At 71.4% G+C, this 11,438-nt stretch carries 12 protein-coding genes and 2 pseudogenes; 6 read left to right on the top strand and 8 right to left on the bottom strand.

Features of this window, described 5'->3' with window-relative positions; translation table 11 throughout:
• Positions 1-67: 67 nt before the first annotated feature.
• Positions 68-730 (bottom strand): transglycosylase family protein, encoded by a 663-nt coding sequence (locus tag ACFVYF_RS30480; RefSeq protein WP_389460505.1) that lies wholly within the window; start codon positions 728-730, stop codon positions 68-70.
• A gap of 539 nt (positions 731-1,269) precedes the next feature.
• Between ACFVYF_RS30480 and ACFVYF_RS30475 the strand changes: the two genes are divergently transcribed.
• The gene (locus ACFVYF_RS30475; protein ID WP_389460504.1) at positions 1,270-2,043 is read left to right on the top strand and encodes a hypothetical protein; all 774 of its coding nucleotides are present in this window, start codon (positions 1,270-1,272) and stop codon (positions 2,041-2,043) included.
• A gap of 181 nt (positions 2,044-2,224) precedes the next feature.
• On the top strand, positions 2,225-2,626 hold the full coding sequence (locus ACFVYF_RS30470) for a hypothetical protein (protein WP_389460502.1): 402 nt from the start codon (positions 2,225-2,227) through the stop codon (positions 2,624-2,626).
• Between the two features lie 51 nt (positions 2,627-2,677).
• Here the strand turns inward: ACFVYF_RS30470 and der are convergent, their stop codons facing one another.
• From der to ACFVYF_RS30440, 6 genes are all read right to left on the bottom strand, one after another.
• A complete protein-coding gene (der, locus tag ACFVYF_RS30465; protein ID WP_389460500.1) occupies positions 2,678-4,150 on the bottom strand; it encodes a ribosome biogenesis GTPase Der in 1,473 nt (490 codons plus the stop codon).
• 77 nt (positions 4,151-4,227) lie between these two features.
• Positions 4,228-4,959: a lysophospholipid acyltransferase family protein gene (locus ACFVYF_RS30460; protein ID WP_389460498.1), complete on the bottom strand. Its 732-nt coding sequence runs from the start codon at positions 4,957-4,959 to the stop codon at positions 4,228-4,230.
• Entirely contained in the window at positions 4,917-5,612 is a 696-nt protein-coding gene (gene cmk, locus ACFVYF_RS30455) for a (d)CMP kinase (protein ID WP_389460497.1), read from the bottom strand. Before cmk ends, ACFVYF_RS30460 begins: the two co-directional genes overlap by 43 nt.
• Before the next feature lie 470 nt (positions 5,613-6,082).
• On the bottom strand, positions 6,083-7,168 hold the full coding sequence (locus ACFVYF_RS30450) for a prephenate dehydrogenase (protein WP_389460495.1): 1,086 nt from the start codon (positions 7,166-7,168) through the stop codon (positions 6,083-6,085).
• Positions 7,165-7,527 (bottom strand): chorismate mutase, encoded by a 363-nt coding sequence (gene aroH / locus ACFVYF_RS30445; RefSeq protein ID WP_054234458.1) that lies wholly within the window; start codon positions 7,525-7,527, stop codon positions 7,165-7,167. Before aroH ends, ACFVYF_RS30450 begins: the two co-directional genes overlap by 4 nt.
• Before the next feature lie 115 nt (positions 7,528-7,642).
• A complete protein-coding gene (locus tag ACFVYF_RS30440; RefSeq protein WP_389460493.1) occupies positions 7,643-8,101 on the bottom strand; it encodes a YidB family protein in 459 nt (152 codons plus the stop codon).
• Between the two features lie 194 nt (positions 8,102-8,295).
• On the opposite strand from ACFVYF_RS30440, the gene ACFVYF_RS30435 reads away from it, so the two are divergent.
• The 4 genes and pseudogenes from ACFVYF_RS30435 to ACFVYF_RS30420 form a co-directional block, all read left to right on the top strand.
• Positions 8,296-8,952: a hypothetical protein gene (locus tag ACFVYF_RS30435; RefSeq protein ID WP_389460491.1), complete on the top strand. Its 657-nt coding sequence runs from the start codon at positions 8,296-8,298 to the stop codon at positions 8,950-8,952.
• Between the two features lie 25 nt (positions 8,953-8,977).
• Positions 8,978-9,562, top strand: coding sequence for a DUF6529 family protein (locus tag ACFVYF_RS30430; RefSeq protein ID WP_389460490.1), 585 nt, complete (start codon positions 8,978-8,980; stop codon positions 9,560-9,562).
• The gene (locus ACFVYF_RS30425; RefSeq protein ID WP_389460488.1) at positions 9,559-9,996 is read left to right on the top strand and encodes a Rieske (2Fe-2S) protein; all 438 of its coding nucleotides are present in this window, start codon (positions 9,559-9,561) and stop codon (positions 9,994-9,996) included. The genes ACFVYF_RS30430 and ACFVYF_RS30425 overlap by 4 nt, the downstream gene beginning before the upstream one ends.
• 22 nt (positions 9,997-10,018) lie before the next feature.
• Positions 10,019-10,735: pseudogene (locus ACFVYF_RS30420) on the top strand (DNA polymerase beta superfamily protein); the annotation flags it as partial.
• Here the strand turns inward: ACFVYF_RS30420 and ACFVYF_RS30415 are convergent.
• Positions 10,688-11,436: pseudogene (locus ACFVYF_RS30415) on the bottom strand (DNA polymerase beta superfamily protein). The pseudogenes ACFVYF_RS30420 and ACFVYF_RS30415 overlap by 48 nt on opposite strands.
• Between the last annotated feature and the right edge of the window lie 2 nt (positions 11,437-11,438).

Here is an 11,438-nt window from a genome sequence, read left to right as displayed (position 1 = left end):
GGGCGGACGGGGCCCCACCCGGTCGGACGACCGGGTGGGGCCCCCGTGCCGGAGCACGGTGAACGGCTCAGACGGCGAGCCGCTGTCCGACCACGATCAGATCGGGATCGGCGCCGATGACAGCCCTGTTGGCGGCGTAGATCTTCCGCCAGGCGGTCCCGTGCCGCGCCGCGATTCCGCTCAGGGTGTCGCCGTCACGGACGGTGTAGTTGCCGCGTGCCGAACCGCGGTTGGTGTGGCCCGTCGGCCGTGCCGGCGCCTTCGACGGCTTCGCGGTCTTCGACGGGGCCGACTTGGGCGCCGGCTTGGTGGTGGCCGACCCTCCGGCCGACCCGGCGCCCGAGGATGCGGGCGCCCCTCCGGACGCTCCGGCGCGCGCCGAGCAGGTGGGCCATGCGCCCCATCCCTGCGCGCGCTGGACCTTGGTGGCGACGGCGATCTGCGCGGACCTGGACGCCTTGTCGGCGGTCGACGCATAGGCCGAACCGCCGTACGCGCGCCAGGTGCCGGCGGAGAACTGGAGCCCTCCGTAGTAGCCGTTGCCGGTGTTGATGTGCCAGTTTCCACCGCTCTCGCACTGGGCGATGCGGTCCCACACTCCGTTGTCGGCCGCGGCGGCGTTGCCGGTCGCTGCGAGCAGTCCGAGCGGGGCGAGCAGCGCCGCCCCGGTGAGGACCGCCGCCGTACGAGTCGTACGGGCCTTACGAGTGTTCTCGGCACATTCGGTCATTTAGTTCCCTCTCGAAGGACCCGGGATCCCCCAAGGCGGGGCACGGCTCCCGTCGTACAGAACGCGGGCGCCGCGCTCCTCCCCGTCCGCCGGACGTGGTGCTGCGAGCTGGCTGTGATGCGGTCGGCGGACGTACCCGAGCGGTGCTAGTTGCACACGGCGGAGGAATCTAGGGAGCTGGTCCATCCGGTATCAACCACATCCTTGTCATTCCAGGCCAGTTGACTGTTACCGGGGGTATCAACGAGATTCGGCCACCCACTTCATTGGGTGATTTCCGGATTTGTCGACCTGTCGGTCTGGTGATCTGTGACCCACTTCACCGCCTCAACTTCCTTGGGGATCCGAGTAGTTGGCGTGGAGTGACGGATTCCGGGTGCTCTCTCACCCTGTGCTTCGGATGGTTCGATTCCGTTCGCTTCCGGGCGTGACTCCGGCCACAGATCGTCCGTTGTCTTCTTCATGAGCCGGGGACCCCCCGCGTTCATGGGCCGGGAGCCACCCGGCATCGCCACGCACCGCATCCCGAGGAGCCACCCGTGCCGCGCATGCTCGACGTCAGCGACGACGTACGCGCCGAGATCGGCGACGAAGAAGCCGACCGGCTGCTCGCCGGAGAGAACGCCCCCGGCAGTTACGACTGCACGTCCTGCCGCACCCCGGGCGACTCGGAACAGGAGCGCACCAGCACCGTCCTGTTCATCGGCGACGAGACCGCCGTCCTCGCCTTCGCCCACGCCGGCTGCCTGCCCTCCCAGGTCGTCCAGGTCACCGAGGAGCAGCTCCAGGGCGCCGTCCGCTCCATCACCGCCGACGGCGGCCCCGCCACGGCCGCGCCCGAGCAGGCCGTGCTCGGTGTCACCAGCGGACTCGTGCTGATCAACGGCGAGCTGCACCCGGCGCTCGTCGTCGAGCCGACCGGACCGATCGTGCGGCCGGGCACGACCGGGGCCGGCGACGACTTCCTGCCGCTGCTCATCGAGCAGGGCTTCATGCCGGTGACCGAGCTGACCGAGCCGCCCTCCGTGCTGCACGGCTGGTCCGTGCTGCTCGCCATGGGCCAGCTGCACGCCGTGCTGCAGCCGGGCACCGGCGGCGGCTCACCGGTCGCCTGGTGGCAGGCGCACCAGCCGCTCCAGGTCACCGAGAGCTGGCGGGCAGCGGCCAACAAGCACCAGCAGGTCCTGCTCTTCGCGGCCCCGGCAGGCTCGATCGGCCGGCAGCCCCGCGAGGACCTGCTGCGCGACGCCCTCGACAAGGCGGCCGCCAACGGCAAGCTCGTCGCGAGCGCCATGCCGCTGGCCGGTACCTGACCCGGCTCCACCAGGCGCCCGGAGCAACGGCTCCGGGCGCCCGCCCATGTCGCGCCCGGCCCGTCTCGCGCCGTCGCGCCCCGGCTTCCTCATGCGCTCATGCGCCGAGCACACTCCTGCTGACCTGCGAAATCCGCGGCCCGGACCGCATCCGTTGGGCAGCGGGGTCGTTGGCACATACGTGCACACCTACGACGCCCCCCGCCGCCAGCCCTTCCAGTCGATCCCGTCCGCGCGACCGGCCCAGGACCCCCCGGGCGGCCCCTCCGCCACGCCGATCTACGACGCGCTCTATGCCGAGTGGGTCAGATCCTTCAGGGCGCTGCCCGGCGACCGGCGCGGGGAGGACGAAGGGGACTTCGCACCCTTCGGCAGCCTGCCGCACGGCTCCCACGGGTACGGCTCGTCGTACGGCGGGTACAGCTCGTACAGCGCGGGGGCGTCCTCGGCGCGCAACGGCGGTACGCAGCACGGGCACACCGCGACGACCACCGCCATCTGGCAGACGGGCAGCCGGCAGCACAGCACCGGTATGCACCACATCCCGGCCGCGCTGCCGCCGGCGCCCCGCCGCGGGATCTGAGACACGGGAAAGGGGCGGCTTCGCGCGAAGCCGCCCCTTTCCCGTGTCCCGTTACTTCTTCTTGCCGCGCTTCTCGCGCACCCGCACGGAGATGTGGATCGGCGTCCCCTCGAAACCGAACTGCTCGCGCAGCCGGCGCTCGATGAAGCGGCGGTAGCCGTGCTCGATGAAGCCGGAGGCGAAGAGCACGAACCGCGGCGGCTTGGTGCCCGCCTGCGTACCGAAGAGGATGCGGGGCTGCTTGCCGCCGCGGACCGGGTGCGGGTGGGCGGCGACCAGCTCACCGAGGAAGGCGTTCAGCCTGCCGGTCGGGACGCGGGTCTCCCAGCCGTCCAGAGCAGCCTCGATCGCCGGGACGAGCTTCTCCATGTGCCGGCCGGTACGAGCCGACACGTTCACCCGGGGCGCCCAGGCGACCTGGAGGAGCTCGGTCTCGATCTCGCGCTCCAGGTAGTAGCGGCGCTCCTCGTCGAGGCTGTCCCACTTGTTGAAGGCGAGGACGATCGCACGGCCGGCGTCGACGGCCATCGTGACGATGCGCTGGTCCTGGACGGAGATGCTCTCGGACGCGTCGATCAGGATGACGGCGACCTCTGCCTTCTCGACGGCGGCGGCTGTGCGCAGCGAGGCGTAGTAGTCGGCGCCCTGCTGGAGGTGGACGCGCTTGCGGATGCCCGCCGTGTCGACGAACTTCCAGGTGACACCGCCGAGTTCGATCAGCTCGTCGACCGGGTCACGGGTGGTGCCCGCGACCTCGTTGACGACCACGCGGTCCTCGTTGGCCACCCTGTTCAGCAGCGAGGACTTGCCCACGTTCGGGCGGCCGATGAGGGCGATGCGGCGGGGGCCGCCCACCGCGGTGCCGAAGGTCTGCGCCGGGGCCTCGGGCAGGGCCTCCAGGACGGCGTCCAGCATGTCGCCGGTGCCGCGGCCGTGCAGCGCGGAGACGGGGTGCGGCTCACCGAGGCCAAGGGCCCAGAGATACGAGGCGTCGGCCTCGCCGCTCAGTCCGTCGACCTTGTTGGCGCACAGCACGACCGGCTTGCCGGCCTTGCGCAGCAGTCGTACGACCGCCTCGTCGGTGTCGGTCGCGCCCACCTTGGCGTCGACGACGAAGACCACCGCGTCGGCGGCCTCGATCGCGTACTCGGCCTGGGCGGCGACGGAGGCGTCGATGCCGAGGACGTCCTGCTCCCAGCCGCCGGTGTCGACGAGCTTGAAGCGGCGGCCCGCCCACTCGGCCTCGTAGGTGACGCGGTCGCGGGTGACGCCCGGCTTGTCCTCCACGACGGCCTCGCGGCGGCCGATGATGCGGTTCACCAGGGTCGACTTGCCGACATTGGGCCGGCCGACGACGGCGAGGACGGGCAGCGGACCGTGGCCCGCCTCCCCGATCGCGCCCTCGACGTCCTCGATGTCGAAGCCTTCTTCCGCGGCGAGCTCCATGAACTCCGCGTACTCGGCATCGCCAAGTGCCCCGTGCTCGTGCTCAGCCGAGCCGTCGGGCTGGATGTGGTCGTTCATGAAGTCCGTACCTCGTCGTTCATCGTGGTGATCGGTGGACCATCCGCATATCGGGTGATCCACTACTCAAGTGTCGCCTACTGCTCGGCGGGGCGCCCGGCGTTTTCCCGGTGTCCGGTCAGCCGCCTGGCGTTCTCCAGGTGCGCCGTGAGCTGCTTCTGGATGCGCACGGTCGCCTCGTCCAGCGCCTTGCGCGTACGTCGTCCACTGCCGTCGCCCGCCTCGAACGGGTCGCCGAAGACGACGTCGACCCGGCTGCGCAGCGGAGGCAGCCCCTTTATCAACCGACTGCTCTTCCCGGAGCTTCCCAGCACCGCCACCGGGACGATCGGGGCGCCACCGCGGACGGCGAAGTACGCGAGCCCCGCGCGCAGCGAGGCGAAGTCGCCCTCGCCCCGGGTGCCCTCCGGGAAGATGCCGAGGGCCCCGCCGTTCTGCAGGACCCCGAGGGCCCGGGTGATGGCGGTGCGGTCGGTGGTGTCACGGTCCACCTTCAGCTGCCCGATGGCGAGCAGGAAGGGGTCGAGCGGACCGATGAATGCTTCCTTCTTGATCAGGAAGTGCGTCGGCCGGGGCGCCACGCCCATGACCATCGGGCCGTCGATGTTGTGCGAGTGGTTGACGGCGAAGATCACCGGGCCGGTCGCGGGGACCTTCCAGGCGCCCAGGACGCGCGGCTTCCAGAAGCCGTACATCAGGCCGACGCCGATGCGGCGGCCGACGTCGGCACCCCGGACGGACGGTGCCTGCACGGAGGGAGCTTCGCTCACTTCGCGGCCCGCTTCTCCTCGACGAGGGTGACGACGCACTCGATGACCTGCTGGAGCGTGAGGTCGGAGGTGTCCACCTCGACCGCGTCGTCCGCCTTGGCGAGCGGGGAGGTCTTGCGGCTGGAGTCCGCCGCGTCCCGCTTGATCAGGGCCTCGCGGGTGGCGTTGATGTCCGCGCCCTTCAGCTCACCGCTGCGGCGGGCGGCCCGCGCCTCGGGGGAGGCGGTGAGGAAGACCTTCAGGTCGGCGTCGGGCAGCACGGTCGTACCGATGTCACGGCCCTCCACCACGATGCCCCCCTCCGCGGACGCGGCGATCGAGCGCTGGAGCTCGGTGATCAGGGCCCGGACCTCGGGCACCGCGCTGACCGCGCTCACCTTGGAGGTGACCTCCTGGGTGCGGATCGGGCCCGCGACATCGGTCCCGTCGACAGTGATGGCCGGCGCGGACGGGTCGGTGCCGGAGATGATCTCCGGCTTCCCCGCCACGGCGGCGATCGCCGAGGGGTCCGTGATGTCGATCCCGTTGCTCACCATCCACCAGGTGATCGCCCGGTACTGCGCACCGGTGTCCAGGTAGCTGAGCCCCAGCTGCGCGGCCACGGCCTTCGACGTGCTCGACTTGCCCGTGCCGGAGGGGCCGTCGATGGCGACAATCACTGCCGGGGCGGTCCGGGCGGCGCCGTTTTCCACGGTGAGGACACCTTCCTGGTGCGAGGTGGAGGTCTGTACGGGACACGAGCGCGCCCCGCACAAGGTTACTGGGTGCGTCGAGCCGCCCAGTACCGGTAAATCCCAGCGCAGGAAATCAGCCCCTCCGGCGTTTGAGGAGCGGGGGTCCAGGGGGCAGAGCCCCCGGCGGGGTCCGGGGCGGAGCCCGGAACGGGAAGGGCAGCGGCGGAGGGGGCGATCCACCCCTCAGCGGCACCACCGCAAGCCTCAGCGGCACCGCCGCAGGCCGCCACCACGGGCCCCAGGCCGCCACCGCAGGCCGCGCCACGGGCCCCAGGCCGCCACCGCAGGCCGCACCACGGGCCTCAGGCTGCACCGCCGCGGGCCGCACCGCGGGGGCCGCACCCGGGCCGCAGACCCACACGCGGGCCCCGCAGGGGCCACCACAGGCCGCCGCAGGCAAGGGCATCGCGGACCCGCCCCCGGCGGGGCTACTGCCGCAACGCCCAGCCCCGCTCCCGCAACGCAGCGCCCAGCACCGGCGCCGCCTTCGGCTCCACCATCAGCTGCACCAGACCGGCCTGCTGCCCGGTGGCGTGCTCGATCCGCACGTCCTCGATGTTCACCCCGGCCATCCCGGCGTCCGCGAAGATCCGGGCGAGCTGGCCCGGCTGGTCGTCGATGAGGACGGCCACGACCTCGTAGGCACGCGGAGCGGAGCCGTGCTTGCCGGGGACGCGGACCTGGCCCGCGTTGCCGCGGCGCAGGACGTCCTCGACGCCGGTGGCACCCTCACGCCGCTTGGACTCGTCCGAGGACTGCAGCGCCCGCAGGGCCTGAACGGTCTCGTCGAGGTCGGCGGAGACGTCCGCGAGGAGGTCGGCCACCGGGCCCGGGTTCGCGGACAGGATGTCGATCCACATCCGGGGGTCGGAGGCCGCGATCCGGGTCACGTCACGGATGCCCTGCCCGCAGAGCCGTACCGCCGCCTCCTCCGCGTTCTCCAGTCGCGCGGCGACCATGCTGGACACCAGATGCGGCATGTGGGAGACGAGGGCGACGGCCCGGTCGTGGGCGTCCGCGTCCATGACGACCGGCACGGCACGGCAGTGGGACACCAGCTCCAGGGCGAGGTTCAGCACCTCGGTGTCCGTGTCCCGGGCGGGCGTCAGGACCCAGGGGCGCCCCTCGAAGAGATCACCGGTGGCGGCCAGCGGGCCGGACTTCTCACGGCCCGACATGGGGTGCGAACCGATGTACGAGGAGAGGTCGAGCCCCAGCGCCTCCAGCTCGCGGCGCGGACCGCCCTTGACGCTGGCCACGTCCAGATAGCCGCGCGCCACCCCGCGGCGCATCGCGTCGGCGAGCGTGGCCGCCACGTGCGCGGGCGGGGCGGCCACGATGGCGAGATCGACGGGCCCCTCGGGCGCCTCCTCCGTGCCGGCGCCCAGCGCGGCCGCCGTACGGGCCTGTTCGGGGTCGTGGTCGGTGAGGTGCACGACGACGCCGCGTCCGCTCAGCGCCAGCGCCGCCGACGTGCCGATCAGCCCGGTCCCGATGACGAGTGCGCTTCTCACTGGGCGATGTCCTTGCGCAGTGCGCCCGCGGCGCCCAGGTAGACATGCGCGATGTCGGCCCGGGGCTTGTCGGACTCGATGTGCGCGAGGACCCGGACGACCCGGGGCATCGCGCCCTCGATGTCCAGCTCCTGCGCGCAGATCAGCGGTACGTCGACGATGCCGAGCTTGCGGGCCGCGGCCGCCGGGAAGTCGCTGTGCAGATCGGGCGTCGCGGTGAACCAGATGCTGATCAGGTCGTCCGTGGTGAGACCGTTGCGCTCAAGGACGGCGGTCAGCAGCTCGCTGACCTGCTCGTCCATGTGCCCGGCCTCGTCCCGTTCCAGTTGGACGGCGCCCCGGACCGCTCGTACCGCCACGGTGATGCTCCTCGCTGATCTGCGTACACGTCTTGTCACACCAGCGTAGTCAGGCCGCAATGCGCCGGTGCGCGGCGCCCGCCTGACGAGACGGCCGCCGCGCACCGGGCACGGCTCAGAGCTGCTGCTCCTTGACGAGGTCCGCCAGGGACCCGGTGGGGATCCGCCCCTCGGGGGTGAGCTTGTCGACCGCCTGGGGCAGGGACTGCGCGAGATGGTCCGCGGCCTGCTCGGGCGTGACGCCGGCCTGGTCGGCGACCTTCTGGAGCGTGCCGTCGGGCAGCGCCTGCTGGACCTGCTCGCCGGTCACGGGCTTGTTCTCGCCGGTACCGACCCACGACTGCGCCTGGTCGGCCAGTCCGGACTTGGCCAGCATGTCCAGGAGGCCGCCCAGCGGGTTGCTGCCGTTGCCGACGGTGCCGCCACCGCCCAGGGACTGGAGCAGCGCACCCAGGACGTTGCCGCCGCCGGAGGCCCCGCCCTGGCCGCCTCCGCCGAGGAGGCCGCCGAGCAGACTGCCGAGATCGTTACCCGCCATGGTCACGCCTTTCGAGACGGGCCGGGGATCGGTCACCGCCCGGCCTCAGACCTTGCCAATGTCACTCGAATCGCCCTATTCCGCCACTTGTAGTGAGAACGCACCCGTGTGCCTCTGGACGCGGGGGCGCGGGTCCGCTGTCATGGCAGGAAGCTCGCGGCACACGCTTCGTGACCCACGGCTCGTGGCCCAAGTCCCGCGGCGGAAGGCCCGATTCGGGGGAGAAACACATGAGGCGCGCCGGACCCCTGTTCACCCTTCTTGCCGGCCTGCTGCTCGGCCTGTTCATGCTGTCGCTCAACGCGACGACGGGGACGAAGGGTTCGTCGTACGAGAGCGAGCCGACGCCGAGCGCGACCCCGTCACCCTCCACCGCGTCCCCTTCTCCCTCGCCGACGCCGACTCCGTCGAAGAGCGCCCCGCCCAACGCCGACTATGCGGGCCGCACCGACGACGACTCCTCCGCGGTCGCGGTCTCCCTGCGCGACGGCAAGGCGATCGCGTACTTCTGCGACGGCCACGACAAGGAGTCGTGGCTGAAGGGCGACGTCAAGGACGACGGCAGCATGAAGCTCAGCGGCAAGCACGGCGCGAAGCTCAACGGCACGCTCGAGGAAGGCCGGCGGATCCGCGGCAGCGTCGACATCGACGGCGGGCACTACGGGTTCACGGCGGACAAGGCGATCAAGCCGTCCGGGCTGTACCGGGCGACGGCGACCGTGCGCGGCGCGAAGCTCGACGGCGGCTGGATCGTGCTGCCGGGCGGCAGGCAGGTCGGCCTCCTCACCCGCGACGGCAAGGCCTCGGCCGCGCCCCGGATCGACCCGGAGACCGGCGCCGTGACGATCGACGGCAAGCGGCTCACCGCCCGGCCCGTCACCCCCTGACCGCCTCTTCCGCAGGGAGCCGTTCATGACCGTGGACCCGAACGCCGCCACCCAGGGTTTCCCCTCTCCCCAGCCGGCCCACCGCCGCCCGAGTGCGGCCCGCTATCTCGTCCCGGCCCTGGTCGCCGCGGCGGTCGCGGTCGGCCTCGGTGTGTACGGGAAGGTGCACGACCCGGCCGGCACCGCCTTCAACCTCGCCGGCTTCAGCAGCTCGGGCGCGGTGAAGACCTGGCTGGCGACAACGGCGTTCGGCTTCGCCGTCGTCCAGCTGGTATCGGCGTTCATGGTCTACGGCAGGCTCCCGGGGCCGAGCTGGTCGGGGGTGCTGCACCGCTGGTCGGGACGGGTCGCCTTCCTGGTGGCGGTGCCGGTGGCCGTGCACTGTCTCTACGCCTTCGGCTATCAGACGTACGAGCCGCGCGTGCTGTGGCACTCGCTTCTGGGTTGCTTCTTCTTTGGGGCATTCAGTGCCAAAATGCTCCTGCTCCGCTCGGAGCGACTGCCCGGCTGGCTGCTGCCGATCGTCGGAGGAATCGTGTTCACCGTCCTCACGGTCATCTGGCTGACGTCGGCTCTCTGGTTCTTCCGCACGTTCGGAGTGACGACATGACGTACCCCTCGGCGCGACGCACGGTTCTCGCGACGGGCGCGGCCGCCCTGCTCACGGGATGCAGCAACTACGACGACAACAACGACAGCGGCAGCTCCCAGGAGGCGTCCTCCCCCGGGTCGTCGAAGGCGGGGGCCTCGGCCGGCGGCGAGGAGCTCGCCAGGACGACCGACATCCCGGTCGGCGGCGGCAAGATCTTCAAGGACCAGAAGATCGTCGTCACCCAGCCCGGCAAGGGCGAGTTCAAGGCCTTCTCCGCGGTCTGCACGCACGCGGGCTGCACGGTGGGCAGCGTGTCGGACGGCACCATCAACTGTCCGTGCCACGGCAGCAAGTACCGCATCGCGGACGCCTCGGTGGCCCACGGACCGGCCACCCGTCCGCTGCCCGCGGAGAAGATCACGGTGGAGGGAAACTCGATTCGCCAGGCGTGAGGCGGCGCGTACGCTCCGGGGCATGGATCCCGAGGCCCTGGTACGCGACCACACGATCTACGCCTGTGTGATGGGTTCCCGTGCCTTCGGCCTGGCCACGGACGGCAGTGACACGGACCGTCGGGGCGTGTTCCTCGCCCCGACTCCCCTGTTCTGGCGCTTCGACAAGCCCCCGGCCCACGTCGAGGGCCCGGCCGAGGAGCAGTTCGGCTGGGAGCTGGAGCGTTTCCTCACCCTTGCCCTGCGGGCCAACCCGAACGTCCTGGAGTGCCTCCACTCCCCCCTCGTCGAGCACATCGACGCCACGGGCCACGAACTGGTCGCGCTCCGGGAGGCGTTCCTCTCACGACAGGCCCACGAGACGTTCACACGCTATGCCCTGGGCCAGCGCAAGAAGCTCGACGCCGATGTGCGCCAGTACGGTGCTCCCCGCTGGAAGCACGCCATGCACCTGCTGCGCCTGCTGATGAGCTCCCGGGACCTCCTGCGCACCGGCGTCCTGACGATCGACGTCGGCGAACAGCGCGAACCGCTGCTCGCGGTGAAGCGGGGCGAGGTCTCCTGGCCGGAGGTCGAGGCGTGGATGAGCCGGCTGGCGGAGGAGGCGGACGCGGCCTCGGCCAGCAGTCCGCTGCCGCCCGAGCCGGACCACGCGCGCGTCGAGGACTTCCTGGTCCGCACCCGCCGCACGTCAGCCCTGCAGACGGACCCGGACGACGAACTCGTGCAGAGCGTCGTACACCGCCGGCGCGTGGGCAGCACTGAGCCCTCCTGCGCCTCGTCCAGCACGGCGTGCAGCCGCTCCACGTCGTCCCGCACGCGCGCGTGCGGGACGACCGCCGCGCCGTGTTCCCGCTCCGCCTTGGCGGCGATCAGGTCCGGCAGATACGCCGGAGCGTCGACCTGTCCGATGAGCGTGGGCAGATGCGCCTGCACCTCACCGCTGCGCATCAGATGGATACCGGTGAGCAGCACCCGGAACGTGTAGAGCAGCGGCTTGAGTTCACCGGTCTTCTCGAAAAGACGCCACTGCGTCGTCGCGAATCCCCGGTAATGGTGGGCGTGATGGCCGGTGAGGACGCCGGGGGCCAGCGCGACCAGTTCCGCGTGCTCCTCGCTCGTGTGCACGACGAGCGGCGAGAGGAGCTGCTCAAGGACGTAGCCGTTGCGCCGCAGCATCAGCCGTACGAACTTGCGCACGTCGTGGGTGACCAGGTCCATCTCGACGCCGTCCCGGTCCCACATCCGCGACCGGGTCTCCTCCGGTTCGCGCAGTCCGACCAGGTCGGCCGCGGGCAGCAGATGAACGCCCCGCAGGTCGACGTCCGAATCACGGGACGGGAATCCGTACAGGTGCGCGCCGGAGACGGTGGCGAACAGCACGGGGTCGGGCTGCTCGGCCACCACGGGCGTCAGATCGATGTCCAGGGCGGTGATCATGG

The sequence above is a fragment of the Streptomyces sp. NPDC058274 genome (assembly GCF_042881375.1).
GTDB lineage: Bacteria > Actinomycetota > Actinomycetes > Streptomycetales > Streptomycetaceae > Streptomyces.
The sequence above is the reverse complement of the archived record's forward strand: the minus strand, read 5'-3'. Positions and strand labels throughout refer to the sequence as shown.

Excerpts from the sequence above, each read along its gene's own strand:
- ACFVYF_RS30430 (WP_389460490.1), top strand. The coding sequence starts at position 8,978 with ATGACCGTGGACCCGAACGCCGCCACCCAGGGTTTCCCCTCTCCCCAG.
- ACFVYF_RS30480 (WP_389460505.1), bottom strand. The coding sequence starts at position 730 with ATGACCGAATGTGCCGAGAACACTCGTAAGGCCCGTACGACTCGTACG.
- ACFVYF_RS30435 (WP_389460491.1), top strand. The coding sequence starts at position 8,296 with ATGAGGCGCGCCGGACCCCTGTTCACCCTTCTTGCCGGCCTGCTGCTC.
- der (WP_389460500.1), bottom strand. The coding sequence starts at position 4,150 with ATGAACGACCACATCCAGCCCGACGGCTCGGCTGAGCACGAGCACGGG.
- ACFVYF_RS30425 (WP_389460488.1), top strand. The coding sequence starts at position 9,559 with ATGACGTACCCCTCGGCGCGACGCACGGTTCTCGCGACGGGCGCGGCC.